The organism is Stenotrophomonas sp. 1278, from assembly GCF_029892765.1.
Taxonomy (GTDB): Bacteria; Pseudomonadota; Gammaproteobacteria; order Xanthomonadales; family Xanthomonadaceae; genus Stenotrophomonas; species Stenotrophomonas indicatrix.
Window position 1 is genome coordinate 23693 of the sequence record NZ_JARXWD010000027.1, and the last position, 26102, is coordinate 49794.

At 66.6% G+C, this 26102-nt stretch carries 22 protein-coding genes; 10 read left to right on the forward strand and 12 right to left on the reverse strand.

The genetic code is table 11. The annotated features are described in order from the left end of the window. Nucleotides 1–15: 15 nt before the first annotated feature. The 4 genes from dnaG to rpsU all read right to left on the reverse strand — a co-directional run bounded on the left by dnaG (nucleotide 16) and on the right by rpsU (nucleotide 3672). On the reverse strand, nucleotides 16–1755 hold the full coding sequence (gene dnaG, locus M2299_RS17715) for a DNA primase (protein WP_280884755.1): 1740 nt from the start codon (nucleotides 1753–1755) through the stop codon (nucleotides 16–18). Nucleotides 1756–1814: 59 nt separating this feature from the next. Beyond that, on the reverse strand, nucleotides 1815–2774 hold the full coding sequence (locus M2299_RS17720; protein WP_051501539.1) for a YihY/virulence factor BrkB family protein: 960 nt from the start codon (nucleotides 2772–2774) through the stop codon (nucleotides 1815–1817). Between the two features lie 105 nt (nucleotides 2775–2879). Continuing rightward, the gene (locus tag M2299_RS17725) at nucleotides 2880–3323 is read right to left on the reverse strand and encodes a GatB/YqeY domain-containing protein (protein WP_032975623.1); all 444 of its coding nucleotides are present in this window, start codon (nucleotides 3321–3323) and stop codon (nucleotides 2880–2882) included. Between the two features lie 133 nt (nucleotides 3324–3456). Beyond that, nucleotides 3457–3672, reverse strand: a complete 216-nt coding sequence (gene rpsU, locus M2299_RS17730; protein ID WP_002808376.1) for a 30S ribosomal protein S21 — start codon at nucleotides 3670–3672, stop codon at nucleotides 3457–3459. A 166-nt stretch (nucleotides 3673–3838) separates the two neighbouring features. On the opposite strand from rpsU, the gene tsaD reads away from it, so the two are divergent. Beyond that, nucleotides 3839–4864: a tRNA (adenosine(37)-N6)-threonylcarbamoyltransferase complex transferase subunit TsaD gene (gene tsaD, locus M2299_RS17735; protein WP_049468546.1), complete on the forward strand. Its 1026-nt coding sequence runs from the start codon at nucleotides 3839–3841 to the stop codon at nucleotides 4862–4864. A gap of 42 nt (nucleotides 4865–4906) precedes the next feature. On the opposite strand, the gene M2299_RS17740 is transcribed toward tsaD, so the two are convergent. Next, on the reverse strand, nucleotides 4907–5566 hold the full coding sequence (locus M2299_RS17740) for a hypothetical protein (RefSeq protein ID WP_080150741.1): 660 nt from the start codon (nucleotides 5564–5566) through the stop codon (nucleotides 4907–4909). Between the two features lie 365 nt (nucleotides 5567–5931). Between M2299_RS17740 and folB the strand changes: the two genes are divergently transcribed. From folB to M2299_RS17760, 4 genes are all read left to right on the forward strand, one after another. Continuing rightward, nucleotides 5932–6285, forward strand: a complete 354-nt coding sequence (gene folB / locus M2299_RS17745) for a dihydroneopterin aldolase (protein ID WP_025878255.1) — start codon at nucleotides 5932–5934, stop codon at nucleotides 6283–6285. Between the two features lie 91 nt (nucleotides 6286–6376). After that, nucleotides 6377–7648: a mechanosensitive ion channel domain-containing protein gene (locus tag M2299_RS17750; RefSeq protein WP_280884756.1), complete on the forward strand. Its 1272-nt coding sequence runs from the start codon at nucleotides 6377–6379 to the stop codon at nucleotides 7646–7648. Nucleotides 7649–7776: 128 nt separating this feature from the next. After that, nucleotides 7777–9951 carry a glycoside hydrolase family 3 N-terminal domain-containing protein gene (locus M2299_RS17755; RefSeq protein ID WP_280884757.1) on the forward strand — a complete coding sequence of 725 codons (2175 nt, stop codon included), beginning with the start codon at nucleotides 7777–7779 and terminating at the stop codon, nucleotides 9949–9951. A gap of 137 nt (nucleotides 9952–10088) precedes the next feature. Next, nucleotides 10089–10682 (forward strand): hypothetical protein, encoded by a 594-nt coding sequence (locus tag M2299_RS17760; RefSeq protein ID WP_280884758.1) that lies wholly within the window; start codon nucleotides 10089–10091, stop codon nucleotides 10680–10682. Nucleotides 10683–10787: 105 nt separating this feature from the next. Here the strand turns inward: M2299_RS17760 and M2299_RS17765 are convergent, their stop codons facing one another. After that, nucleotides 10788–11954: a PQQ-dependent sugar dehydrogenase gene (locus M2299_RS17765; RefSeq protein ID WP_280884759.1), complete on the reverse strand. Its 1167-nt coding sequence runs from the start codon at nucleotides 11952–11954 to the stop codon at nucleotides 10788–10790. Between the two features lie 172 nt (nucleotides 11955–12126). Between M2299_RS17765 and yiaA the strand changes: the two genes are divergently transcribed. Beyond that, complete coding sequence (gene yiaA, locus M2299_RS17770; protein WP_025878247.1) at nucleotides 12127–12579, forward strand: inner membrane protein YiaA; 453 nt, start codon at nucleotides 12127–12129, stop codon at nucleotides 12577–12579. Nucleotides 12580–12686: 107 nt separating this feature from the next. Here the strand turns inward: yiaA and M2299_RS17775 are convergent, their stop codons facing one another. The 6 genes from M2299_RS17775 to M2299_RS17800 all read right to left on the reverse strand — a co-directional run bounded on the left by M2299_RS17775 (nucleotide 12687) and on the right by M2299_RS17800 (nucleotide 18996). Next, complete coding sequence (locus tag M2299_RS17775) at nucleotides 12687–13034, reverse strand: hypothetical protein (RefSeq protein ID WP_025878246.1); 348 nt, start codon at nucleotides 13032–13034, stop codon at nucleotides 12687–12689. 82 nt (nucleotides 13035–13116) lie between these two features. After that, nucleotides 13117–14418: an amino acid permease gene (locus M2299_RS17780; RefSeq protein ID WP_033830177.1), complete on the reverse strand. Its 1302-nt coding sequence runs from the start codon at nucleotides 14416–14418 to the stop codon at nucleotides 13117–13119. Then, the gene (locus M2299_RS17785) at nucleotides 14415–15179 is read right to left on the reverse strand and encodes a L,D-transpeptidase family protein (RefSeq protein WP_280884760.1); all 765 of its coding nucleotides are present in this window, start codon (nucleotides 15177–15179) and stop codon (nucleotides 14415–14417) included. The genes M2299_RS17780 and M2299_RS17785 overlap by 4 nt, the downstream gene beginning before the upstream one ends. A gap of 12 nt (nucleotides 15180–15191) precedes the next feature. Next, nucleotides 15192–16040, reverse strand: coding sequence for a MurR/RpiR family transcriptional regulator (locus tag M2299_RS17790; RefSeq protein ID WP_180831641.1), 849 nt, complete (start codon nucleotides 16038–16040; stop codon nucleotides 15192–15194). Nucleotides 16041–16455: 415 nt separating this feature from the next. After that, nucleotides 16456–17550, reverse strand: coding sequence for a dipeptide epimerase (locus tag M2299_RS17795; protein ID WP_025878242.1), 1095 nt, complete (start codon nucleotides 17548–17550; stop codon nucleotides 16456–16458). Further along, nucleotides 17551–18996: an SH3 domain-containing protein gene (locus M2299_RS17800; protein WP_280884761.1), complete on the reverse strand. Its 1446-nt coding sequence runs from the start codon at nucleotides 18994–18996 to the stop codon at nucleotides 17551–17553. Between the two features lie 132 nt (nucleotides 18997–19128). On the opposite strand from M2299_RS17800, the gene M2299_RS17805 reads away from it, so the two are divergent. The 4 genes from M2299_RS17805 to M2299_RS17820 all read left to right on the forward strand — a co-directional run bounded on the left by M2299_RS17805 (nucleotide 19129) and on the right by M2299_RS17820 (nucleotide 25937). Continuing rightward, nucleotides 19129–20601, forward strand: coding sequence for a transglutaminase domain-containing protein (locus M2299_RS17805; protein WP_280884762.1), 1473 nt, complete (start codon nucleotides 19129–19131; stop codon nucleotides 20599–20601). 50 nt (nucleotides 20602–20651) lie between these two features. After that, the gene (locus M2299_RS17810; RefSeq protein WP_280884763.1) at nucleotides 20652–23651 is read left to right on the forward strand and encodes a TonB-dependent receptor; all 3000 of its coding nucleotides are present in this window, start codon (nucleotides 20652–20654) and stop codon (nucleotides 23649–23651) included. An 83-nt stretch (nucleotides 23652–23734) separates the two neighbouring features. Beyond that, nucleotides 23735–25291: a serine hydrolase domain-containing protein gene (locus tag M2299_RS17815; RefSeq protein WP_280884764.1), complete on the forward strand. Its 1557-nt coding sequence runs from the start codon at nucleotides 23735–23737 to the stop codon at nucleotides 25289–25291. Next, nucleotides 25224–25937, forward strand: coding sequence for a M15 family metallopeptidase (locus tag M2299_RS17820; RefSeq protein WP_033830184.1), 714 nt, complete (start codon nucleotides 25224–25226; stop codon nucleotides 25935–25937). The genes M2299_RS17815 and M2299_RS17820 overlap by 68 nt, the downstream gene beginning before the upstream one ends. Nucleotides 25938–26102 lie beyond the last annotated feature (165 nt).

A 26102-nucleotide genomic window follows, 5' to 3' on the forward strand; every position in this document is an offset into this window, starting at 1 on the left:
GAATGTGTTCTGCCGCTACAGGCGCAGATTGGCGCGCGCCTTCAGCAGCTCGCGCATCTCGTACTTGTCAGTATCGTCCAGACCCTGTTGTCGCTGCTTGGCGTTGAGGTCGTCGATCCGCTGGAACAGCAGCTGCTTCTCCAGCTGGCCGACCGCGTCATGCAGTTCCACCGTCCACATCGCTTCATCGCCCGCCAGCGTCTGCGCGGCCAAGGTGTGCAGCGAGGCCTGTTCTTCGCGGCCGTCGAAATGCTCCAGCAGGGCGCCGGTACTGATGTCCGGGCGCTGTTCGACCAGCCCCAGCAATTCCAGCAGCAGCTCAACGCCCGGCAGGCGCAGGCCCTGGAAGTGGTGCTTGCCGCCCAGGGTCAGGGCCAGCGACGGCTGCTGCAGCAGGACGGCGATCGCGCCACGCACCAGGCTGCGCTTGGCCGCCGGCTGGATCGTGCGCGGAGCGGCGCGTTGCGGCATCTGCGGCCGGCCCGCCTGCGCGTTGCCGCCCAGCCCCGTCAGCTGCGCCAACTGCTGCTTCATCAGGTCGCCGAAGGCACCATCGGGAATCTGCGCCAGCATCGGCTTGGCGCGCTCGGCCAGCCGTGCCTTGCCATCCAGCGTGCCCAGGTTGATCTCGCGGGTCAGCTCGTCGAAGAAGAACTGCGACAGCGGCGTGGCCTGCTTCAAGCGTTCGTCGAAGGCCTCGGCGCCTTCCTTGCGCACGATGCTGTCCGGGTCTTCGTCGTCGGGCAGGAACAGGAAGAAGGCCTGGCGGCCGTCCTTCATGCGTGGCAGCACCGATTCCAGCGCCTTCCAGCCGGCGCGGCGGCCGGCGGCGTCGCCATCGAAGCAGAAGAACACGTCCGGCGCGTTGCGGAACAACAGTTCGGCGTGGTCCGGCGTGGTCGCCGTGCCCAGCGTCGCCACCGCCTGGGTGACGCCGAACTGGAACAGCGAGACCACGTCCATGTAGCCCTCGACCACGATCAAGCGCTCGATCTTCTGGTTGGCCTGGCGCACCTGCCACAGGCCGTACAGCTCGCGGCCCTTGTGGAACAGCGCGGTCTCGGGCGAGTTGAGGTACTTGGGGCCGTCATCCTTCTCGAACACGCGCCCGCCGAAGGCGATCACCCGGCCACGGCGGTCGAAGATCGGGAACATCACCCGGTCGCGGAACTTGTCGTAGACGTGGCCGCGGTCGTTCTTGGAGAACAGGCCGGCGCGGTCGAGCAGCTTCATCCGCCGCTCGTCCTTGCCCAGTGCGTCGCGCAGGCCGCTGTAGCCATCAGGTGCATAGCCGATCTGGAAGCGCGCGCGGTTCTCTTCATCCACGCCGCGGCCATCGAGGTAGCTGCGGGCTTTCTCGCTGCCTTCCAGGTTCTTCTGGAAGAACTTGGTTGCCGCGTCCAGCGCCGAATACAGCTCGCGGCTGTCATCCTGCTGCTGGGCACTGCGTGGATTCTCGCTGCGCGGCACTTCCATGCCGGCACGCTTGGCCAGTTCATCCACCGCGTCGAGGAATTCGAGGCGGTCGTAGTTCATCAGGAAGCTGATGGCCGTGCCGTGCGCGCCGCAGCCGAAGCAGTGATAGAACTGCTTGGTCGGCGAGACGGTGAAGGAGGCCGAGCGTTCGTCATGGAACGGGCAGCGCGCGGCGTACTCCTTGCCCTGGCGCTTCAACGGCACGCGGCTGCCCACCACCTCGACGATGTCGGAGCGGGCCAGCAGGTCGTCGATGAAAGCGTCGGGGATACGGGCCATGGGCAACGAGGCAGGGCGCGGCGGCAGCCACGCGGAAGGGGGAAGTCAGTCCCCCTAGTTTACCCCTTGCCGGCCACGTTCCCGGGCGCGTTCGCCGCAGTGCCAGGGTCGATGCCGGCAGCCAGCAGATGATGGCGTGCGCGCAGGCGTTCATCGATCACCGCGGTCATCAGCGCGCCGACGAAGAAGACCACGGTGGCGTAGTAGATCCAGACCAGCGAGATCACCAGCGCACCCATCGAGCCGTAAGCGCTGCCCGGTGCGACGGTGGCGATGTACACGCCGATGCCATAGCGGCCGAGCGCGAACAGCGCCGAGGTGATGAGGCCGCCGATGAAGGCCTGGCGCCACGCCACGCGCCGGTCCGGCAGGTAGTGATACATGAAGGCGAAGCCGACCGCGTACAGCAGCAGGCTGGTCAGGTAGCCGATGGCCGGCAGGATCGAGGGCAGCTGCGCAAAGGCCACCTGCAGCACGGTGGTGGCGGTCATCGACAGGATCAGCAGGAAGCCCAGCGCCAGCACCACGCCGAAGGAGAACACGCGTTTGCGCAGCCACGCCTTGATGCCCTCCAGGCGTTCGCCGCTGGTGCGGAAGATCAGGTTCAGTGCGTTCTGCAACTGGGCAAACACCGCAGTGGCGCCAACGAACAGCAGCAGCGTGCTCCACAGCCCGGCCAGCGATCCGACGTCGGGCTGGTTGTCGGCATTCTTCAGCACGGTTTCGGCCACGGTCGCGGCACTGCTGCCGGCCACCGAGCTGATCTGGTCGACCAGGGCCTGCTGTGCCGGCGGATACAGCGAGGCGGTCAGCCACAGCAGCAGCACCAGCAGCGGCGCCATCGACAGCAGGGCATAGAAGGAAACCGAGGCGGCCTGGGTCAGCACGTCGATTTCGACGAAGCGCTTGACGACGGCCATCGGGAAACTGTCCTGCAGGCGCTTGATGTACTTGTGCAGGGACGCGGGGCCGCCGTGCGGCGCGCGGTCTTCGGGGGCGTGGGACGTTGGATCAACCATGCCGGAGTTGTAGCAGCACCACGTCGAAGACGCGGTGAAGCAGGTGCGCAGGAGCGCGTCCCGCAGTCCCTTCGCAGTGCGGAAGGGACCCGGGTCTGGCGTTGCTTACGACAGCGCCTGCTTGACCAGCTTGGACACCAGGCCCATGTCGGCCTGGCCGGCCAGCTTGGGCTTCAGTGCGCCCATCAGCTTGCCCATGTCGGCCGCGCTGCTGGCGCCGGTTTCGGCGATGGCCGCCTGGATGGCCGCGACGATCTCGGCTTCGCCCATCTTGGCCGGCAGGTAGGCTTCGATCACCACGATTTCGGCGCGCTCGATTGCCGCCAGGTCTTCGCGGTTGGCCGCTTCAAACTGGCTGACCGAGTCCTTGCGCTGCTTGACCATCTTGTCGAGCACCGCGATCACGGCGGTGTCGTCGAGCTCGATGCGCTCGTCGACTTCCTTCTGCTTGATGGCGGCGTTGATCAGGCGGATGACGCCCAGCTTGTGCTTCTCGCCGCCCTTCATGGCGGCCTTCATGTCTTCGGTGAGCTGCTGCTTCATGCTCATGACGAACCTCGTGGTGGTAGTGGGGCAGGGCGGATGCCCGGGCCCGGAAACGCAAAAAGCCGGCGACGCTCGCGCGTGCCGGCTTCGACTCCATCGCGGCAGGGAATGCCCACCGCAATGAAGATGCGTCCGATCAGTACAGGCGCTGACGCTTGGTAACGTCGCGCGACGAGCGGCGCAGCTGACGCTTCACAGCAGCGGCGGCCTTGCGCTTGCGCTCCTGGGTCGGCTTTTCGTAGAACTCGCGCTTGCGGGTTTCGGCCAGCACACCGGCCTTTTCGCAAGTGCGCTTGAAGCGGCGAAGAGCAAACTCAAAGGGTTCGTTCTCGCGGACTTTGACGCTGGGCATGGAATCTCCGGGACACAGTAGAACCGGGTCACGCCCGGCGAGCCGCACATTATAGTGGCGAATAAACAAACTGCAAGCCACAAATCCTGAATAGGGGCAAGTTGTTGGATTGCAGTGAGGCCTGCCAGTTCCCCGAGGGGTTGGCAGGGGCGTCATAATAGCAGGCATGCGAGTCCTTGGCATCGAATCTTCCTGTGACGAGACCGGCGTGGCGGTGTATGACACCGACCTGGCCGGCAGCGCTGCCCTGCGCGCCCATGCGGTCTACAGCCAGATCGCCCTGCACGCCGAGTACGGCGGTGTGGTGCCTGAACTGGCCAGCCGTGACCACGTGCGCAAGCTGCTGCCGTTGATCCGGCAGACGCTGGCCGAGGCCGGGCTTGGCGTGAACGACATCGACGGGGTGGCCTACACCGCCGGCCCCGGCCTGGTCGGGGCGCTGCTGGTGGGCGCCGGCGTGGCCCGGTCGCTGGCCTGGGCGCTGGAGGTCCCCGCCGTGGGCGTGCACCACATGGAAGGTCACCTGTTGGCGCCGCTGATGGAAGACGATCCGCCGCAGGCCCCGTTCGTGGCCCTGCTGGTGTCCGGTGGCCATACCCAGCTGGTGGCCGTCGATGCCATCGGCCAGTACCGGCTGCTGGGCGAAACCCTGGACGACGCCGCAGGCGAAGCCTTCGACAAGACCGCCAAGATGATGGGCCTGCCGTACCCGGGCGGGCCGCAGCTGGCCGCGCTGGCCGAGCAGGGCACGCCGGGCGTCTACCGCTTCACGCGGCCGATGACCGACCGCCCGGGCCTGGATTTCAGCTTCTCCGGCCTGAAGACCCAGGTCCTGATGGCCTGGCGCGACAGCGACCAGAGCGAGCAGACCCGCGCCGACATCGCCCGTGGCTTTGAAGACGCCGTGGTCGAGACCCTGTGCATCAAGTGCGAACGCGCGCTGGAAGCGGCCGGCACCAATGTGATCGTGGTGGCCGGCGGCGTGGGTGCCAACAAGCGCCTTCGTGCCCGCCTGCAGCAGATGGCCGAGCGCCTCGGCGGCCGCGCCTGCTTCCCGCGGCCGGCGTTGTGCACCGACAACGGCGCGATGATCGCCTTCGCCGGCGCGCTGCGCCTGCTGGCGGGCCAGCACAGCCCGCCGAAGGTGGACGTCACCCCGCGTTGGGACATGGCGACGCTGCCGGCGGTGTGAAGCCCCGCAACCGGTAGCGCCGGGCCATGCCCGGCGGACGCATTATGGACGCCCTGCCAACGGCGAGGCCGCCAGCACCGTGGTGGCCCGTTCATGGCGCTGCAGCCATGCCAGCGTGTGCGGGCACCGGGCGTGGATCAGCCGCCCGATCGCGGCCAGGTCGGCGCCGATGTCGCGCTCAAGGATCGGTTCGTGGTGGGCGATGCGGTTGCGCAGGTGGCGGATGCGTCCGATATCTGCGTGGATGGCTTTCCTGATGACACTGGGATGGGCCGAAGGCGCATGGCGTAGAACGCCGCTGAGTGCTGGTATCCACAGCGAAGCGTCGAAGCGGCAGGTGAAGAGCTGCTGCCAGAAAACCATCGGCAGGTTGGCGACGATCTCGGGCGTGTCGGTGGTACGGCCGGTGACCAGTTCCAGTGCGGTTCTCGCCGAAGCGGATGAAGATGCCGGCAGCCTGCGTCGGAAGGCATCATTCCACGGCCATCGAGGCCCATGTTGCCGGGCCAGCGCCGATGCGGCTGCGTTGCGGATGACAACTTCGCACAGATGCACCGGCATCATCAGCGCACCGCACATCCGCATGTTCCACAGGTACAGGGATTCGGCGGTGACACCCGGGCTGCAGGCCGATGCAATTCTCTCGTAGGTCGACAGGCGCTCCGCTGACAGAGCGCGCCTCAATGCATCGTATGCAGCCATCGTGATGTGCGGTGGTGAAGGAAGGGTCGATGCTGGCCAGAGACGGCGGCGATCACCATCGGGGAACGCCGTTGCCTGCGTGACCGATTCCCTGTGTTTCGGCTCGGACGAATTCCGTGAGTTGCTTTGTCGCAATTGGCCTTGACCGGCGATTGGGTCCTTGCCTAACCTCAGTGCCTGCGCCACCGGGACCCGCGGCTTGAGAAAGCTCCCCCCGGGGACAAAACGGTAGTACCAAAGGGCCCCGCTAGCAGGGCCCTTTGTCTTTTCCAGACCTTGCGAATGCCCGGCGACCCGCCTCCGTTCCGGGCAGGCTCACTGCCGTCCCGTTACCATGGCCGCCTGTTTTCCGGCTGGTAACCGCAATGGACAAGGTTTTCATCGAAGGGCTGACGATCGACGCCCTGATCGGCATCTACGATTGGGAGCGGCGGATCCGCCAGGACCTGGTGTTCGATCTGGAGATGGGGTTCGACAACCGTCGCCCGGCCGCCAGCGATGACATTGCCCATACCCTGAACTACAAGGCAGTCAGCAAGCGCCTGGAGCAGTTCGTGCGCGAATCGGAGTTCGGCCTGGTGGAGACCCTGGCCGAGCGCTGCGCGCAGATCGTGCTGGACGAGTTCGACGTGAAGTGGCTGCGCCTGAAGCTGAGCAAGCCCGGGGCGGTGCGTGGTGCACGTGCGGTCGGCGTGATCATCGAACGCTCGCGGGACTGACACGCCGGTAGTGCCGGCCATCGGCTGGCAACCCCCGGTAGTGCCGGCCGCTGGCCGGCAACCTCAACAGCAATGAAGAAGGAGACAACCGATGGTGGACGCAGTGGTGGCGGTACAGTGGCTGGAAAAGCTGCAGAACACACTGGAACCCTATCCTGGCGCCTACCTGGCGTTGATGATCTCGGCGCTGCTGGTTGCCGCCGGCCTGGCCAACTGGGTGACCAAGCGCATCCTGCTGCGCGGCCTGCGACGCCTGCTGCAGCGCCTGCCGGGCGCCGAGTCCGGGCGTGGCAGCCATCTGATGCGGGTCATTTCGCGGCTGTCCAACGTGGTGCCCAGCCAGGTGATCGCCTCGGGCATCACCCTCATTCCCGACCTGCCGCCAGGCCTGGTCAACGTCATCATCAAGCTGTGCATCGTGTGGGCGGTACTGACCGTGTCGATGGCGTTCTCGCATGCGCTGGATGCGGCCAGCGACCTGTACGAACGTCGCCCCGAGGCGCGCAACAAGCCGATCAAGGGGTACCTGCAGGTCGCCAAGATCATCATCTTCGTGATCGCCGGGCTGTCGATCGTTGCCACCCTCGCCGGTGTCGACCTGCGCTACCTGGTCACCGGCCTGGGCGCGGCCACCGCAGTACTGATGCTGATCTTCCAGGACACCATCCTGTCGCTGGTGGCCAGCGTGCAGATCAGTGGTGATGGGCGTATCCGTATCGGCGACTGGATCGAGATGCCCAGCCAGAATGCCGACGGCGATGTCATCGATATCGCCCTGCATACGGTGACGGTGCAGAACTTCGACAAGACCATCACCACCATCCCGACCAAGAAGCTGGTGACCGAGTCGTTCAAGAACTGGCGCGGCATGCAGGAGGCCGGTGGCCGCCGGATCAAGCGCGCGCTGTTCCTGGACCAGCACAGCGTGCGTTTCATGGAGGAACAGGACCTGGCCTTCCTCGGCCAGTTCGCCCTGCTGGGCGACTACCTGCGCGGCAAGCAGCAGGAACTGGGCCAGTGGAACGGGCGCCTGCGCGAGCAGGGCGTGGCCGAGGTCAACAGCCGCCGGGTGACCAACCTGGGCACCTTCCGCGCCTACGTGGAGCGCTATCTGGCCAGCCACCCGGGCATCCATACCGATATGACCCTGCTGGTGCGCCAGCTGCAGCCGACCACCGAAGGCCTGCCGCTGGAGCTGTACTGCTTCACCCGCAGCACCGCCTGGGGCGAATACGAGGCGGTGCAGTCGGACATCTTCGACCACCTGCTGGCGATCCTGCCGGCCTTTGGCCTGCGGGTGTTCCAGGCGTCCAGCGACGCGATGTTGATGGCCGGGCAGCGCCAGTTGGCCGGCTCGGAGTAAGCTGCGATGCCCCCGGCCAGACCGTACGGATCCGGCTGGTGGCTGAAACTGAATGACGAAACCTCTCGCCAAATCGTCCGGGATCGCTAGAATGCCGGGCTTGTAAACGTTTTCATCAAGGACTGCCGGTGGCCTCCGATCGCATCGAATCCCTCATTGCCCAGATGACCGTCGAGGAAAAAGTCGGCCAGCTGGGTGTCTTCGCGGACATGGTCCGCCCGTTCGCCCCGGACGTGAACCCGGAAGCCAACGTGCGCAATGCCGACCAGGTGCTGCAGCAGGTGCGCGAGGGCAAGGTCGGCTCGCTGTTCAACGGTGTCGGCGCCGAGCTCGGCCGCCGCATCCAGCAGGTCGCCACCGAGGAGAGCCGCCTGGGCATCCCGGTGATCCTGGCGGCCGACGTCATCCACGGCATGCGCACGGTGTTCCCGATTCCGCTGGGCGAGGCCGCCAGCTTCGAGCCGGACCTGGCCGAGCGCACCGCGCGCGCCACTGCGGTTGAAGCTACCGCTGCCGGCCTGCACTGGACCTACGCACCGGCAGTAGACATCGCCCGTGACCAGCGCTGGGGCCGCGGTGCCGAAGGTGCCGGTGAGGACGTGGTACTGGGCTGTGCCTTCGCCGCTGCCCGCGTGCGTGGCTTCCAGGGCAGCGACCTGCGGGCCGCCGACTCGCTGCTGGCCACGCCCAAGCACTTCGCCGCCTACGGCGCGGTGATGGCCGGCATGGAATACAACATGGTGGACATTTCGCCGCAGACCCTGCGCGATGTGCACCTGCCGCCGTTCAAGGCGGCCTTCGACGCTGGCGCGATCACCGTGATGTCCTCGTTCAACGACATCAACGGCGTGCCGGCCAGCGCCAACGCCGAGCTGCTGACCGACATCCTGCGCGGTGAATGGAAGTTCCCGGGCGTGGTGATCTCCGACTACACCGCCGACATGGAACTGGTCGCGCACGGTTATGCCGCCGACGACCGCGATGCTACCGCCAAGGCGTTCACCGCCGGCCTGGACCTGAGCATGCAGAGCGGCTTCTACGCCGAGCACCTGCCGGGCCTGGTGGAGAGCGGCGAGGTGCCGATGAGCGTGCTGGATGAAGGCGTGCGCCGCATCCTGTGGCTGAAGGAAGCCATCGGCCTGTTCGACGACCCGTACCGCTCGCTGGACCCGGCGCGCGAAGCCGATACCTCCCATATCGACGCCCATGACGAACTGTCGCGTGATGCCGCGCGTCGTTCGATCGTGCTGCTGAACAACCGCGACAACGTGCTGCCGCTGCAGAAGAACGGGCAGAAGATCGCGCTGATCGGCCCGTTCGTGCAGGACCGCGACAACATCGAAGGCTGCTGGACGCTGTTCGGCGACAAGCAGCGCTACGTGGATCTGGAAACCGGCGTGCGCGCGGCCATCGGCGATGACGCGCTGCTGGAAGTGGTGCCGGGATGCGAACTGGAGGCCGCCATTGCCGGTGGCACCGAGGCGGCCGTGGCCGCTGCGCTGCGCGCCGACGTGGTGGTGCTGGCGCTGGGCGAGCCGCAGCGTTACAGCGGCGAGGCGCAGTCGCGCGTGGAGATCACCCTGCCGCCGGCACAGCAGGCGCTGGCCGAAGCGGTGGCGATGACCGGCAAGCCGCTGGTGGTGCTGCTGCGCAATGGTCGCGCGCTGGCCCTGCAGGGCGCGGTGCGCAATGCGCATGCCGTTGCGATCACCTGGTACCTGGGCACGCAGACCGGCCATGCCGTGGCCGATGTGCTGTTCGGCGATTACAGCCCCTCCGGCCGCCTGCCGGTCAGCTTCCCGCAGGTGTCCGGCCAGCAGCCGTACTTCTACAACCACCCGCGCACCGGTCGCCCGGAACTGCCGACGATGTCGGAATTCAAGGCACGCTGGCGCGAGATTCCGAACGAGCCGTTGTACCCGTTCGGCCATGGCATCGGCTACACCACCTTCGCCTACGGCGTGCCGCAGCTGAGCACTGCGCGCGTCGGCTGGGACGACACCCTGACCGTGACCACCACGCTGACCAATGCCGGCAGCGTGGCCGGCGAGGAAGTGGTGCAGCTGTACATCCACGACCGCGTGGCCAGCCGCGTGCGGCCGGTGCGCGAGCTGAAGGACTTCCGCAAGGTGGCCCTGCAGCCGGGCGAGTCGGCCGAGGTGGTGTTCACCCTGACCCGTGAACAGCTGGCATTCACCGGCCGCGACGGCGTGCTGCGTGCCGAGCCGGGCCTGTTCGACGTGTGGGTGTGCGCCTCGTCGATGGCTGGTGACGCGGTGCAGTTCGAACTGCTGAAGGCCTGATCGGTAGAGCATCCACGCATGGCGTGGATCTACTGGCAATGAGTAGCGCCGGGCCATCCCCGGCGTCCTCACCCATGGCGAACACGCCGGGCACGGCCCGGCGCTACCATCGGAGCCTGATCCGATGGAGACCGCGCATGCGCACGATGGCCTACCTTGTTCCTGTCCTGTTGCTGGCAGCGTGCTCGCAGCCGGCACCGCCGCCCGAACCTGCCGCCGATGCGCCTCCGCCGATGACGGGCGCGACGCCGGCCGAAGCGGCCGCCAGCACCACGCCCGATGCGGTCGCCGCGCCACAGGCTGCGGCGGAGCACGCCAAGGATGCGGCTGCGACGCCGGCCGATGCTGCCAACCCCGCAGCACCTGCGGCGGCAGATGACGCCCGCGCGCGCATCGAGACGCTGCTCGGCGATGCGGCGCAGTATGAGAAAGTATTCACTGCCTTCAAGACCGCAGTGGTCGGTGGCGATCGCGCGGCGGTGGTTGAAGAAGTGCGTTTCCCGTTGAACATCAGCGGTGGCAGGAAGATCACCGGGCCCGGTGAATTCCAGCGCAACTACGAAAAGATCATCACCCCGGCGGTGATCAAGGCGGTGTCCGCGCAGGACTTCGGGACGGTGTTCGTCAACCAGCAGGGCGTGATGATCGGCGATGGCCAGGTCTGGCTGACCGGCCAGTGCCTGGACAAGGCCTGCACGCGCACCGAGGTGAAGGTCGGCACCATCCAGTAACGAAAACGGCCACGTATGCAGGGCCGTTCCAGATCGGTAGTGCCGGCCGCGGGCCGGCAACCAGGGCTCCTGCAGGTGCCGGCCAGCAGCCGGCACCACCGGCCGTCAGGCCTTCGGCGTGAGCTTCAGCAGCCGTGCCTTGCTGCCGTCTTCCAGCAGCCACAGCGCGCCGTCCGGGCCCTGTTCCACTTCGCGGATGCGCTCGCCCATGTTGAAGCGTTCGGCCTCGCGCGCGCTGTCGCCGTCGAAGGCAATCCGCACCAGCGAGGTGGACGACAGCCCGCCGATGAAGGCGCTGCCCTTCCACTGCGGGAACAGGCTGCCGCTGTAGAACATCAGGCCGGCCGGGGAAATCACCGGATTCCAGGTCACCTTCGGTGCGGCGAACTCCGGGCGGGTGTCATGGTCGGGAATCGGACGGCCGTCGTAGTGGTCGCCGTTGGACACGATCGGATAGCCGTAGTTGGCACCGCGCACGATCAGGTTCAGCTCATCGCCGCCGGCCGGGCCCATCTCCTGCGCCCACAGCTTGCCGTTGGCATCGAAGGCGATGCCCAGCACGTTGCGGTGGCCGAGCGACCACACCTGCGCGGCCACACCGCCCTGCGAGGCGAACGGATTGTCGGCCGGCAGGCTGCCGTCGTCGTTGAGGCGGATGATCTTGCCCAGGTTGCCGCTCATGTCCTGCGCAGGATCGAACTTCTGCCGTTCGCTCGAACTGATCCACAGCTTGCCGTCCGGGCCGAAGGCCAGGCGGTGGCCGTAGTGGCCTTCGCCACTGACCTTCGGCGTCTGCCGCCAGATCACCTTCAGGTCCTTCAGCTGGCCGCCACCGTTGGCATCGAGGGCGAGGGTGGCACGGGCCACGGCAGCGCCGCGCGTGTCCAGCGTGCCTTCCTCGGCGTAGCTGACGTACACCACATGGTTGCGGGCGAAATCCGGATGCAGGATGACGTCACCGAACCCACCCTGGCCGCCGTAGGCGACCTTCGGCACACCGGTGATCTCATGTTTCTGGCCGCTGGCCAGGTCCAGGTGCTGCAGCTTGCCGCGCTTTTCGGTGACCAGCAGGCTGCCATCGGGCAGGAAGGTCATCGCCCACGGCTGGTCGAACCGGCTGACCTCGGTGGCGGTGAAGGGACGTTGGTCTGCGCTGGCCGCGGCGGTCGCCGGGGCCTTCTGGCCAGACGCATCAGGGCCGGCCGCGTTGCAGGCGGTGGTGGCGAGGATCGGCAGCAGGCCGAGGGCGAGCAGCAGGGGCGTGCGGGTCATGGGTATCTCCAGCGGAAGGGGATGCGGATGGCCAGGCTCTCCCTTGTATACCACCGGGGCGGTGACGGTCGTGGCCCGAAGGTCCTGCTCCCCTCTGTGCGGCATGGCGCGGATCGTCTAGGGTGTTGTCGCCCGGGCAAAGCATTGCCCGCCTGTCTGCCAAGGACCTGCAATGAACGCACCCCTCATCCATCGACCCTCGCCCGCCTTCATCGCCGCCTCGTGGGTGGCCCTGCTGCTGGGCGCGGTGGCCTACCTGGTCGGCCTGTTCAATGCCGAGATGCCGCTGAACGAGAAGGGCTATTACCTGACCCTGCTGCTGTTCGGCCTGTTTGCGGCGGTATCGCTGCAGAAGAGCGTGCGCGACCGCGTCGAGGCCATTCCGGTGAGCGGCCTGTACTACGCGCTGTGCTGGTTCGCACTGCTGTCGGCGCTGTTGCTGCTGCTGGTCGGCCTGTGGAACGCCACCCTGGTGCTGAGCGAAAAGGGCTTCTACGGCATGGCGTTCGCGCTGTCGCTGTTTGGCGCGGTGGCGGTGCAGAAGAACACCCGCGACCTGATTGCCGCCAACGCGGCCGAGCCCAAGCGTGCTTCGTCGATCCCGCCGCTGCCGGAACAGGAATGACCGGCTGAGGTAGCGCCGAGCGCCTGCCCGGCCCAGGCCTGCAACGCAGAAGGCGCCGAGCAGGGGCTCGGCGCTACTGGGGCTGCATCAGTCAACTGCTGGAGGGGTCAACCGTGGCGCGTCAGCCGCGGATCGGCTACATGGGCTTCATCCCAACCGCGGCGGACAGCGGCGCGGGCCTGATCCCATTCCAGGCGGCTCTTGCCGCGCTCGGTCGCCCAGCGGGACTGCAACTCCGCTTCGACCTGTTCGTAGGCGCGGATCACCTGATCGGCGCGGGTTTCGTTGAAGCGTGCTGCGTGGCCGATCTGATAGGCCGGCTCGTAGTCATCGAACAGCAGGCTGGCGTCGTAATACGGTTCGGCGCTGTAGCGGTCGCGCCAGTAGTCGGAAATGGCCTCGCGCGGGGTGCTGTCTTCCGGCACGCGACCGGGGATCTGGTAATCGGGGCTCATGGACAGAAGGCTCCGTAGTGGACGAAGCCTGATCGTGCCCATCGGCCGGTTAACGCGCCGGACCGGCAGCGTGATCGGCAGGTCAATCAGCAGCGGCATCCTTGCGCGGCAGCTTGTAGATCACCGCGCCAACGGCGAAGGCGACCAGCGCTGCGACGATGTTCTGCCAGCTGGCACTGGCAAACAGGGCCACGCACAGCAGCAGGGCCAGCACCGGAATCAACGGGCCGCCGGGCAGCTTCAGCGCGCCGGGACGGTCGGCATAGCGCTTGGCCAGTACCAGCACTGCGGCGGCCGTGCCGATGTAGGCGAACAGGCGTGTGGTCATCGACAGCAGTGCCAGCTGCACGAACGACCCGGACAGCGCCAGGCCGAGGGCGATCAGGCCCTGGCAGAAGATCGCCGCGGCCGGGGTACGGAAGCGCGGGTGCACCTGCGCCAGTACCTTCGGGCCGTAGCCATCGCGGGCTAGGGCGAACAGGAAGCGCGGGCCCATCATCATCGTGTTGCTGTTGGTGCCGAGGATGGAGATGGTCGCGCCCACGGTGAGGATCAGCGCCAGCGCCTCGCCGCCGAAGCTGGAGGCCGCATCGGCCAGTGGCGTGGCCGAGTTGGCCAGGCCGGGCAGCGTGCCCTGCGCCACGATCTGCACCGCCGCGTAGATCACGGTGACGGTGACGATCATGGTGATCAGCGCGAACGGGATGTCGCGGCGTGGGTTGCGGTATTCACCGGCTGCGGCCGGAATGTTCTCGAACCCGGCGTAGGCATACAGCAACAGCAGCGCCGCCTCGCCCATGCGCTGCAGGTCGTGCGGGTCCGGGCGCTGGCCGGAGAAGGCCAGCTGTGGGTCGATGTAGAACGCGCCGATGGCCACGAACAACAGCAGCGGCAGCATCTTGCCGATCACCAGCACGATGCCGGTGCGGGCGGCCGAACGCACGCCGATGATGTTCACCCCGGTGAGGAAACCGAGCGAGACAACGATGATCGCGATACGGCCCATGCCTGCGCCTGCCCACGGCCAGAACCGCGCCACAGCGTCGGCCAGCGCATTGCTGAGCGCTGCGGCCGAGCTGATGCGGGTCAGCCAGATCATCCAGCCGATCTCGAAGCCGGCGAAGCGGCCGAAGGCTTCGCGCGCGTACAGATAGCTGCCACCGGGTTCATCGAAATAGCTGGCCGCCTGCGCGTAGCACAGCACCAGCAGGGCGACGACGATGCCGGCGGCGACCACGCCCCACAGGCTGAAGGGGCCGAGCAGGGCGACCGTGGCCGCCGGCAGCAGGTAGATGCCGCTGCCGACCACATCGTTGATGGACAGGCCGACGATCTGCCAGCGGCTGACCGCGCGCTGCAGTTGGGGTTCGTCGGCGGCGCTCAACGTACGGCCCCTTCAAGCGCGGGCAGTTTCCACTGTGCCTGCAGGCGCCGGTATTCGACCCTTGGCAACAGGACGAAGCGTGGCGTGTCCTGCGGGCGCAGCCAGTCCAGCAACGCCTGCATGCGCACCTCTGGCATCGCAGTGCAGCCAGCGGTGGCCTCGCCGGGCTGGCGCCACAGATGGGCGAAGATGCAGCTGCCCTTGCCGGGTTGGTTGTCCGGGTTGTGCGCGATCACGAAGCCTTCCCGGTAACGCACGTCGCCCTGGTTGTGCAGGTCCAGCCGCATCGGTTCGGTGGAACCGGCTATGGCGGCGCTGCCCACCTTCTTCGCATCGACGATGCGGTTGTAGAACGGCGATGCTGGCACGTCCATGCAGTAGCTGCTCTCGAGCATCGGCTGATAGGTCATCGCCGTGCCGGGCCGGGTGATGGCATAGCCGAACGCGCTGCCCAGCGCGAACACACCGGCCGGACTGCGGCCATCGCCTTCCTGTTTCTGCGGACCGTCGGTCTGGGCAGGATGCAGGCCCAGGCCCCAGGCACTGCCGGTGCGACCCAGCGCCACCGGGAAGGCCTGGCCGTGCCTGCGCCAGTGCTTGCCGTCGCGCACGAAGGCCTGCAGCTGGCCCTGCGTGCTGTCCCAGGTCTCGCTGGTGACCACGATCAGTTGGCGAGCGTTGTCCAGTGGGGCAGCGTGGAGAGCAGCTGCGGCAACGAGCAGCAGCGCGGCAGATGCAAGGCGGGCCAGCAGCAGGTTCATCGGGCGCTCCGGTCAGGAATCCAGCAGGTGGTCGATCCGTTCCAGGTTCACCGCCAGCTGCTGCTGGCGATCCGGATTGGCGTGGCAGAGCAGCACGAACAGGAAATCGAGCAGGGCATGCATGGCGCTACGGTACAGCAGCTGCGCCACCTGCGGCGCGCGGTCGTGCGCGCACACCACCAGTGCCGCATCGGCATGCGCACGCAGCGGGTTGGCGGTGTGGCGGGTGATCGACACCACCTTGCCGCCCATGTCCTGGAACTGGCGCGACAGCTGCGAAAGCTGTGGCAACTTGCCGAACTCGGAGAACATCAGCAGCACATCGCCCGGGCGCGCGGCGGACAGGTTGGCCAGCATCAGGATCGGATCGGTATGCGGCACCACCAGCAGGCCGAGCAGCGACAGCCGCATGGCGAATTCGCGCGCGTACAGGCCGTCGTCACCCAAGCCGTACACAAACAGCTTGGGCGCGCCGTCGAGCAGCTGCACGATGCGCTCGATCTCCTCGCGTGGGTTGGCCTGGCGGGTTTCTTCCTCGGCCTGGGCCTTGCTGCGGCGCAGGGCGTCGCCCAGGCGCAGGTAGTCATCGCTGATGTCCGGTTCGGCGGGCACCTGCTGTGGGTCGGCACCGGCGCGGGCGACGTCCTCGCCGATGGAATATTTCAGGTCCGGGTAGCCCTTGAAGCCGAGCTTCTGGCTGAACTTGACCACGCTGGACTGGCTGATGCCCAGCGCGCTGGCCAGCTGCTGCGAGGAGTAGTCGCGCAGCAGGTGCGCGTTGTCGAGGATGAAGTCGGCGATGCGGCGTTCGATGGCCGACATCTGCCCGCGCTCGGTGCGGATTTTCAGCAGGGGCGGCATGCGGGGCGTCCGATGGTCGTGCGCTGGAGCATAGAGGACCGCGTTGCGGTTGGCGGCGTAGAGCAGAGTATGTGGTGGCTCGGGCGGGTGCCAGCTGCGAAGGGGGTACGGAGTGGGGAAAAAGCAGGAGCAAGGGCATCCACGCATGGCGTGGATCTACCCGGAGCTGCAGTTGAGTCCGCCTTCAAGCGAGCCGAGCACCGCAGGTCCGGCGAGGGCGAAGAGGCGCGGGTGTCTGAGCGCAGCGAGTTCCGCGCCGTCCCTCGGCGGACCGAGGAGCGCAGGGCACCGGCGTGCGCAGCACGTCGGCTCGCGGCCGGCGGAGCGTTTCTTTTGGTTACTTTTCTTTTCGCGAAAAGAAAAGTAACGCCCGACCCAACGTCAGTTGTACGCCAAGCCAGCCGCAAGGCAGAAATCAACCCAGCATCTCCAACCCCCGCACTTCGGTAATGCCCAACCCCGGCACATCGCTGATGCTGATCTCCGACTCGTTGAAGCGCACCCCGCCGCTGACCGGATCGAACTGCCCCAGCGAGGGGCCATCCAGGTCGACCTTGGTGATCACATCGCTCTTGGCTACCGCCAGGTGCACCGCTGCGGCCACGCTGATGCTGGATTCGATCATGCAGCCGATCATGCACGGCACGCCGTAGATGCCGGCGATGTCGGCAATGCGGATTGCGTTGGACAGGCCACCGGTTTTCATCAGCTTGATGTTGATGATGTCGGCGGCACGCTGCTGGATCAGGTCCATCACCTGGCTCGGGCTGAACACGCTCTCGTCGGCCATCACCGGGGTGTTGACCCGGTCGGTCACGTACTTCAGGCCGCTGATGTCGGCGGCCTTGACCGGCTGCTCCAGCAGTTCCAGCACCACACCTGCATCTTCCAGCGTGCGCATCGCATGCACCGCCTGCTTGGCGGTCCAGCCCTGGTTGGCATCCAGGCGCAGCAGCGCGCGGCCTTCGACGGCGGCATGGATCGCCTTGACCCGCTCGATGTCCACGCCGATGTCCTTGCCGACCTTGATCTTCAGCGACTCGAAGCCGCGTTCGATCGCCGACAGCGAATCGGCCACCATCTTGTCGATGTAGTCCACGCTGATGGTGATGTCGGTGGTGATCACCGGGTCGCCACCACCGAGCATCTGGTACAGCGGCGCGCCATGCAGCTGCGCCCACAGGTCGTACAGGGCGATCTCCACCGCCGCCTTGGCGCTGGTGTTGCGCTCCATCGCGGTCTGCACCAGCGTGCACAGGCGGTTGAGGTTGACCACCTCCTGGCCGATCAGGCGCGGGGCGATGAAGTGCCGGATCGCTTCGATGATCGAGCCGTGGGTGTCACCGGTGATCACCGCGGTGGCAGGCGCCTCGCCGTAGCCGGTGTGGCCGCTGTCGGTGCGGATCAGCACCACCACGTCCTCCACGGTTTCCACCGTGCGCAGCGCGGTCTTGAAAGGGGTCTTCAGCGGCACGCGCAGCATGCCCAGTTCGATGGCGGTGATCTTCATTCAGGGGTTCTTGGCACGCAGGCGTTGGATGTTGGTGATGCGATCGATGTAGCGGACGCTGTCGCTGGCCATCATCGGCTCCAGCGGGGTGACCGATACGCCATTGAGGTGGGCCTGCACACGCTTGCCGTCGGCGCCGAACCAGCTGCCGCCCGCGGTATCGTGGATCACCCAGGTGCGGCCATCGACGTGGCCGATGGCCATCATCACGTGGCCGGGGATGTAGACCAGGTCACCCACCTGCAGATCGGTGACAGCGCGGTCGCGCACGGCCTTGCCGTCCTTGGCGGTGAACGGCAAGCGGTCCAGCGCGGGACTGACCGCCTGTGCGCTGGTATTGCGTGGCAGCAGCACGCCGAAGCTGCGGTAGATCTCCGATACGAATCCACTGCAGTCGCGGGTGTCGTAGTCGTGGCCCCAGCCGTAGCGCTCGCCGAGGAACTTGAACGCTTGCTGCAGCAGCAGGCGCGGAGTCAGCGGCAGGTAGTCGGCGGCGGTGTCCTGCGAGCGCGGCAGCAGCGCCGGCACCAGCTTCAGGCGGCCATCGGCCTCGCGCACCGGCAGCTGCACCACCCAAGAGGCGTGCGCCTGTTGCCCGTTCACCGGCTCAGCGGCGGGCCAGTCGGCCAACACCGGCAGGCGCATGCCCATGTCCAGCTGCAGGCGCGATACGCGCGGTTCTTCGGGTGTGTAGGCGGTGTGCGCTGTGGCGGCGGTGACGATGCGGTACGGGCCCTTCGCGCCGTAGCCGAGCACCGTGGCCTTGTCACCGCTAGCCACCGCGTCGGCTTCGATCCATGCGCTGTAGCGCTCGCTGTGCACGAACAGCCAGCGGCCGTCGGTGCTGCGGTGGACGACGGCAACCTTGTCGCCGGGGAACAGTGCCGACTCCTGGAAGCGGTCGATGTCGGTATCGCCGACGGTGCTGAAGACACGCTGGCGGGTGGGGAAGGTGCGCAGCGCGGCGCGCTTCACCACCAGGGCGTAGTCCGGCGACACCTGCGACGGAACTGCATCGAGACCGAGGTTGGCTTCGATCGCGCTGCGCACGTCCGGTGCGATGGCGCGGCCCTTGTCGTCATACAGCGCCCGCGTGGGCCAGCTCGACAGCGTGGTGATGCTGTCACGCACCTGTGCCGCGCTGAGCTGCGCAGGGAGGGTGGCGATGTCCTGGATGTGCTTGTCCTGCGCGCGCATCCGTGCGTTCTGCGCCTCGATCTGCGCGCGGTCCAGGATAGGTACGTCGGCATTGTCCAGCCGTGCCGCCCAGTAGTCCGCGGTGAGGTAGGCCTCGTGCAGGCCGATCACGTAAGGCAGCGGGGCGCCGGGGTCGGGTACAGGCGTGGCCGCCTGGGTGAATGCGGGTGCGCCCAGCAGGCCCAGGGCCAGTGCCAAGGTCAACCGGTGCGGCCAGTGCCGACGCGGTTCGCGGGAAGCCAGGATCATGCGCTGCACACCCTCCTCGAATGCCTGTTGGAATATTTATTCCTTTCGGCCCCGAAAGCAAGAATAAATTATTGACCGGTCTTCCGGCCCGTGTTACACAGCCGTTACCACCCGCGCTTGGGAAGTGTCGCTGTGGATCCTGCCGTTCGCAAACCGTCTCTGCCTGCCGCTGCCGGCCTGTGTGCCGCGCTGCTGCTGTGGGCGTCGGCGGCACCGGCCGCGGATCCGCGCAGCGCCACTGATCGCGAACGGGAAACGCAGCTGATCGATCTGGTCGACAGCGGTCGTTTCAGCGATGCCGATGCGTTGCTGGCGACCGCTGGCGATGCTGCCGAAAGCGCGTTCCAGCGCGAGCGCATGCGCCGCATCAAACTGGATTTCTCCTTTGACCAAGCCGCTGCCAAAGCAGCGGTACGCCGCTGGATTCCCGACCTGACCGACGAGGAATTCGCGCGCTGGGACCAGCTTGGCCTGATCGAGCATCTCGACATCGATGGCACGCGCTGGTACTTCAAGCGCGCACCATCGAACCTGTTCCTGCTCAGCGATGAAGCGCGTGCACGCCGCCGCGCGGATGCGCCGATGCCGGCGCCGGGCCCCAACGAGGTGCTCAACGCGCATCACGCGCGCGTGGTTGCTGCCGCCGAACAGAGCGGCATGGCATCCGTGCTGCCGCAGCGCATCGAATTCACCCAATCGTTGACGGTCAAGGCGGATGCCGTACCGGCCGGCGAAACCGTGCGTGCCTGGATTCCGTACCCGCGCGAGATTCCCGGCCAGCAGGAGCGCGTGCAGTGGATCGGCAGTGCACCAGGCAAGGCTCGAGTCGCCCCGGCCAGCACCCAGCAGCGCACCGCCTACCTGGAAGCCAAGGCGGTGGCCGGGCAGCCGACGCACTTTGAAATCCGCTATGCGGTGACAATCTTCGCGCGCCACACGGCAATCGATGCGACGAAGGTGCAGGCCACGCCGGATGATCCAGCATTGAAGCCCTATCTGGCCGAGCAGCTGCCGCACGTGCGCTTCACGCCGGCGCTGAAGCTGTTCTCCGACCAGGTGCTGCAGGGCGAGACACGCCCGTATGAAGTGGTACGCAAGCTGTTCGCCGCAGTCGACCGCATTCCATGGGCCGGTGCGCGCGAGTACTCGACCCTCAGCAACATCAGCGACTACGCGTTGCGCGCCGGTCATGCCGATTGCGGGCAGCAGACACTGCTGTTGATCGCCCTGCTGCGCATGAACGGCATTCCCGCGCGCTGGCAGTCGGGCATGGTGTTCTCCGACGATGGCAGCGGCTACAACAACCTGCACGACTGGGGCCAGGTCTACCTGGCGCCCTATGGCTGGCTGCCGATGGATGTGACCACCGGTGCGCTGGCCAGCGACACGCCCGCGCTGCGTGACTTCTACCTCGGTGGCCTCGATGGCTACCGCATCGCCTTCAACGACGATTTCGGCCAGGCGCTCGTGCCGGCCAAACAGCACTACCGCTCGGAAACGGTCGACTCGCAGCGCGGCGAGGCCGAGTGGTCAGGCGGCAACCTGTACTTCGACCAATGGAACTACGACTTCCAGTGGCGGGTACTGCCAGCCGGGCAACGCTAGCGCGACACACCACCCCACCACCATTCAATTCTTGCAGGAGAGAGCAGGGGATGAAGGCTTACAACATCAAGCGGGCGGCCTTGTGCGTCGCCCTCGGCGCGTGCATGGCCACGCTGGCGCCCAGCGCATTCGCGCAGGACGGTGCCGTGGTCGGCCGCCTGACCAGCGATGCCGGGCAGGTACCTGCCGGTGCCACCGTTACCGTGCGCAACCCCGCCACCGGCTTTGTGCGTTCGGTGCAGGCCGACAGCAAGGGCAGCTACCGCATTCCGTTGTTGCCGGTCGGCACCTATGACATGGAGGTCAGCCTGCCGGGCGGTGCTGCCAGCCGCGTCGGCCAGGTCACCGTTAGCCTGGGCAGTGCAACCACGGTGAATGTGCCGCTGGGCGCGGTCAGCACGTTGGGCACCGTGGAAGTGCGCGCGCCGCAGGTGGTGTCGATGGTGGACGTGAAGTCCACCGAGTCGGCCACGAACATCACCCGCGAGGAACTGTCGCGGCTGCCGGTGGACCGTGACATCACCGCGGTGGCGCTGCTGGCGCCCGGCGCGGTGAAGGGCAAGGGCTCGCTGGGTGGACAGGGCATCTCCTTCGGTGGTTCGTCGGTGGCGGAGAACACCGTCTACATCAACGGTCTGAACGTGACCGATTTCTACAACCGGGTCGGGTTCTCGTCGGTACCGTTCTCGTTCTACCAGGAGTTCCAGGTGAAGACCGGCGGCTACTCGGTGGAGTTCGGTCGCAGCACCGGCGGCGTCATCAACGCCGTCACCCGCTCGGGCAGCAACGACTTCAAGGCCGGTGCCGAACTGGTTTTCGAGCCGCGCGCCTGGCAGTCGCAGGCGCGCGACCGCTATGACGGCGACGGCAGCCGTTACATCACCGCCAGCCGTGACGACTACTCGCGCAGTGCGCTGAATGTGTTCGCCTCCGGTGCGCTGGTGCAGGACCGGCTGTTCTTCTTCGGCATGTACGAAGCGCGCGACTACACGCCCAATTCGACCAATGATGCCGGTACCGTGTTCAACCGGGGTACCGCCGATGATCCGTTCTGGGGCGGCAAGCTGGATTGGCAGATCACCGACAACCAGATGCTGTCGCTGTTCGGATTCTCCGACAAGAGCGATACCGTCACCGACGTCTATCGCTACGACCATGACACCGGCACTGTCGCAGCCGAGCGCAACAACCAGATCTACAACACGGTGGGCGGCAGGAACTGGTCGGGCACCTACAGTTGGCAGGTCAACAACGATCTGACCATGAAGCTGATGTATGGCGAGAACAAGCGCAATCGCACGCAGAGCTCGTTGATGGACGAGAACTGCAACCGCGTGTTCGACAACCGCACGGCCAGCCAGGGCGTGCCTTCCAACCTGCAGGGTGACCGCAGCTGCACCAGCAGCTCGCAGCTGGAGTCGGCGCTGGATACGCGCAAGGCCGCGCGCGCCGACTTTGAATGGTCCATCGGCAACCATCTGCTGCGTTTTGGCCTGGACCGCGAAGAAAACACCTCCGACTACGAGCGCGCCTATCCCGGTCCCGGTGGCCTGCGCTACGACATCTACTACCGCACGCCGGGCAGTCCACTCAACGGCGGCACCGTGCCCGCCAGCGGCCTGGTCGCGCGTACCCGCCGCTACGAAGTGGCCGGTTCGTTCGAGACCATCAACTCAGCCTACTACCTGGAAGACAACTGGCAGGTCACCCCGAACTTCCTGCTCAACATCGGCGCGCGCGTGGAAGGGTTCGACAACAAGGGTGGCGACGGCGACAGCTACATCAAGATCGACAACATGATCGCGCCGCGCCTGGGCTTCGCCTGGGACGTTCGTGGTGATGGCACCACCAAGGTGTTCGGCAACCTGGGTCGTTACTACCTGCCGGTGGCCAACGTCATCAACATCAAGCAGGCCGGTGGCTTCCTCGATGAGCGCACCTGGTATGAGTTCCTGGGCTACACCGGCGCCGCCAACAACGTGCCGAACCTGGGCGGCCAGATCGGTCCGGTCGACAATTCGCAAGGCGATGGCAGCGTCCCGGACCTGCGCGCCGAAGTGAACCGGGACATGGATCCGGTCTACCAGGATGAGGCGATTCTAGGCTTCCAGCACATGCTGAGTGAATCGTGGTCGGTTGCCGCAAGCGTCACCTACCGGCGCCTGAGCAACGCCATCGATGACATGAACATCACCGCCACCGGCCAGTGTGGTGCGATCGACGGCGTTTGGATCATGGGAAACCCCGGGCGCACGAACACAGTCTGGGGGGACACCAATTGCGATGGCAGCAACGATGGCTGGATCGACATCGACACCTCCAAGGAAGGCTGGGCGCTGTATGACGACGACGGCAATTACGTGGGCCAACGCGGCTGGGTGAAGCCCAAGCGTGACTACAAGGCGCTGGAACTGCAGGTCGATCGCGCGTGGGATGGCAAGTGGGGCTTCAATGCCTCCTATACGCTGGCCTACGGCCGCGGCAACGCCGAAGGCCCGGTCAACTCCGATACCGACTTCGCCGACGCTGGCCGCACCGAGAACTTCGACAACCCATGGGTGAACTACCGCGGTTATGGCTATCTGGCCAATGACCGCCGCCATCAGTTCAAGTTCCGCGGCAGCTACGCGTTGACCGAGAATCTCAGCGTGGCCGCCACCCTGGGCGTGCAGTCGGGCAGCCCGATCACCCGCTTCGGTGCGGGCAATCCCTTCGACGACACCGACTTCCACAGCTATTACGTGTGTGTGTCCAACTGCCAGTCGACGGTGCCCTCCGAACGCGTGTTCGTGCATTCGCCGCGCGGTGGCGATGGCCGTACCCCGTGGACCTACGATCTGGACGTCAGCGTTTCCTACAAGGTGCCGATCCCCACTGACCTGCGCCTGAAGCTGGCGGTGTACAACGTGCTCAACCAGCAGCGCGTGGTCACCGTGGACCAGGACTACGAGCCGCAGGACAGCATCGGCACGCCGAACCCGATGTATGGTTATGGCACGGGATTCCAGTCGCCGCGCTATGCGCAGTTGACGGTGACCTGGAATTACTGAGGATGCATCTGCGCGCCGCCCTGCGGGGCGGCGTGGTTTGATGAACGCCGTACCTGCCTGCGCGCTGCCTGACGGAGACTGACTTGCATCGTCTGTTGCTACTGGCTGCAGCACTGGCCAGCCCCACCGCCCCAGCAGGGGCGGTGGACACCGCACGCCTGGACGCCGACATCGCCTTCGTGGGCCAGCACGAGCACCTGCCGGGGCTGGCGATGGCGGTGGTCGAGGATGGCCAGGTGGTCTATCGCCACGCCGAAGGCGCGCGCGGTGACGGCGGCCGCATCGATGAAGACACGCTGTTCAAGATCGCCTCCAACAGCAAGGCGATGACCGCCGCGCTGCTGGCCACGTTGGTGGAGCAGGGCAAGCTGCGCTGGGACGACCCGGTACGCCGCCACCTGCCGGCGTTCCGCATGCATGACCCTTGGGTGGGCGAACACCTGCAGGTGCGCGATCTGCTGATTCACAACAGCGGCCTCGGCCTGGGGGCCGGTGACCTGATGCTGTGGCCCGAGCCCAATGCCTTCACCCGCAGCGATGTCATCGCCGGGCTGGCACACCTGAAGCCAGTCACCAGTTTCCGCAGCGGCTACGCCTACGACAACCTGATGTACGTCGTTGCTGGTGAGGTGGCTGCGGCCGCCGGTGGCAAGCCCTATGACCAGCTGATGCGCGAGCGGGTATTTGAACCGTTGGGGATGACCCGTTGCCAGGTGGGCGCATGGTCGGTGAAGCAGGTCGGCAATGTCGCGCAACCGCATGTGCGTCGCGATGGCCGCAATGTGGTGGCCGGTGCCGATGGAACGCTCAGCCCCGATCTGACGTCGATGGCGGCCGGTGGCATCCGCTGTTCGCTGCGCGACATGACGCGCTGGATGCAGGTGCTGCTGGACCCGGCGCTGGCACCGGCGTGGTTGGGCGCCGAGCAACGCCGCATGCTGTGGACGCTGCACATGCCGATGCCATTGGGCGAACGCCAACGCAAGTGGGACAACGCCCACTTCTATGGCTATGGGCTGGGCTGGCGGGTGTCGGACATGGACGGGCACTGGAAGGTCGCGCACACCGGTACGCTGTCGGGCATGTATTCCTCGCTGGCGCTGCTGCCGGATCGCAAGGTCGGCGTGGTGATGCTGATCAACGGCGAGGCCGAAGAAGCCCGCACCGCGTTGATGCAGTCGACGCTGAAACAGTTCACCGCGCCGGATGACGCGCAACCTGTGGGGTACTACCTGGCCGAGCTGAAGGCCGATCGGGCCGCGCGTGCCGCCACGGGAAGACGTGCGCCCTCCACCCGGGCGGCGCAACCGGCCGCCGCCACCGATCTGGCGCAATGGCAGGGGCGTTACCGCGATCCCTGGCTTGGCCCCGCCTCGCTGTGTCCCACCGCCAACGGTCTGCGCTTCAGCGTCGACAAATCGCCCACGCTGCAGGCAACGGTGCAGCAGCTGCAGGGTCGCTGGCTGTTGCAGTGGGATACGCTGGAACCCTCGGCGCAGGCGTGGCTGAATCCCGATGCAGGCACGCCGACGCTGGAACTGCGCGCCATCGATCCGGAGATCGACTTCAGCTATGACTTCCAGGACCTGCATTTCACTCGTACTGGCGATTGCCCTGGCAGCGGCGGCCCACGCCGCTGAGCCACCACGCATCTCGCCCGCCACCGACGTCACTGCGGCGGGACTGGTGGAGATCCGCACGCTGTCACCGCGCATCGAGATGGACATCCGCTACGCCGGTGCCAACAACTTCACCGCTGCGCGCGTGCCCGGCTATGAGGCGCCCGCGTGTTATCTGCTGGCGCCAGTGGCAAAGGCGTTGGCTGCTGTGGAAGCCGACCTGCGCGCGCAGGGTTTTGGCTTGCGTCTCTACGATTGCTATCGCCCGGTGCGCGCGGTGCAGGCGTTCATGGCCTGGGTAAGTGATCCGCAGGAACAGTCGCGCAAGGCGCTGCAGTATCCGGATCTGGACAAGCCGCAGCTGCTGAGCGACGGCTACATCGCCGAGCGCTCCGGCCACAGCCGTGGTGCCACCGTGGATCTGGGCCTGCTGGATTGCCGCAGCGGGCGCTGTACGCCGATGGACATGGGCACCGATTTCGATTTCTTCGGCCCGCGCGCGCATACGCAGACGCCCGGCCTGAATGACGCACAGAAGGCCAACCGCCAGCAGCTGGTACAGGCGATGGCACGGCGTGGTTTCGCCAACTATGCGCAGGAGTGGTGGCACTACACGCTGCAGCCCGAGCCGGACTCCGGTACCGCCTACGACGTGCCAGTGCGGTAAGGGGGTGTCGGCAGGGCTGCGCCCTGCACCCGCCGAATTGACGGCAACAGCAACAGCAACAGCAACAGCGGGCATTCCGTGGGATGGCGGGGTGGGTCCGGTTGCGGGGGCCGCTGCAAGTACGTCCATGTAAGCTCGGTCGCCGCATCCATGCGGCTCACGCCC

Excerpts from the sequence above, each read along its gene's own strand:
- M2299_RS17775 (WP_025878246.1), bottom strand. The coding sequence starts at position 13,034 with ATGAGCCCCGATTACCAGATCCCCGGTCGCGTGCCGGAAGACAGCACC.
- M2299_RS17740 (WP_080150741.1), bottom strand. The coding sequence starts at position 5,566 with ATGGCTGCATACGATGCATTGAGGCGCGCTCTGTCAGCGGAGCGCCTG.
- M2299_RS17720 (WP_051501539.1), bottom strand. The coding sequence starts at position 2,774 with ATGGTTGATCCAACGTCCCACGCCCCCGAAGACCGCGCGCCGCACGGC.
- M2299_RS17785 (WP_280884760.1), bottom strand. The coding sequence starts at position 15,179 with ATGAACCTGCTGCTGGCCCGCCTTGCATCTGCCGCGCTGCTGCTCGTT.
- M2299_RS17800 (WP_280884761.1), bottom strand. The coding sequence starts at position 18,996 with ATGATCCTGGCTTCCCGCGAACCGCGTCGGCACTGGCCGCACCGGTTG.
- M2299_RS17810 (WP_280884763.1), top strand. The coding sequence starts at position 20,652 with ATGAAGGCTTACAACATCAAGCGGGCGGCCTTGTGCGTCGCCCTCGGC.
- M2299_RS17765 (WP_280884759.1), bottom strand. The coding sequence starts at position 11,954 with ATGACCCGCACGCCCCTGCTGCTCGCCCTCGGCCTGCTGCCGATCCTC.
- folB (WP_025878255.1), top strand. The coding sequence starts at position 5,932 with ATGGACAAGGTTTTCATCGAAGGGCTGACGATCGACGCCCTGATCGGC.
- M2299_RS17820 (WP_033830184.1), top strand. The coding sequence starts at position 25,224 with ATGACTTCCAGGACCTGCATTTCACTCGTACTGGCGATTGCCCTGGCA.
- yiaA (WP_025878247.1), top strand. The coding sequence starts at position 12,127 with ATGAACGCACCCCTCATCCATCGACCCTCGCCCGCCTTCATCGCCGCC.
- M2299_RS17750 (WP_280884756.1), top strand. The coding sequence starts at position 6,377 with ATGGTGGACGCAGTGGTGGCGGTACAGTGGCTGGAAAAGCTGCAGAAC.
- tsaD (WP_049468546.1), top strand. The coding sequence starts at position 3,839 with ATGCGAGTCCTTGGCATCGAATCTTCCTGTGACGAGACCGGCGTGGCG.
- dnaG (WP_280884755.1), bottom strand. The coding sequence starts at position 1,755 with ATGGCCCGTATCCCCGACGCTTTCATCGACGACCTGCTGGCCCGCTCC.
- M2299_RS17760 (WP_280884758.1), top strand. The coding sequence starts at position 10,089 with ATGCGCACGATGGCCTACCTTGTTCCTGTCCTGTTGCTGGCAGCGTGC.
- rpsU (WP_002808376.1), bottom strand. The coding sequence starts at position 3,672 with ATGCCCAGCGTCAAAGTCCGCGAGAACGAACCCTTTGAGTTTGCTCTT.
- M2299_RS17795 (WP_025878242.1), bottom strand. The coding sequence starts at position 17,550 with ATGAAGATCACCGCCATCGAACTGGGCATGCTGCGCGTGCCGCTGAAG.
- M2299_RS17790 (WP_180831641.1), bottom strand. The coding sequence starts at position 16,040 with ATGCCGCCCCTGCTGAAAATCCGCACCGAGCGCGGGCAGATGTCGGCC.
- M2299_RS17725 (WP_032975623.1), bottom strand. The coding sequence starts at position 3,323 with ATGAGCATGAAGCAGCAGCTCACCGAAGACATGAAGGCCGCCATGAAG.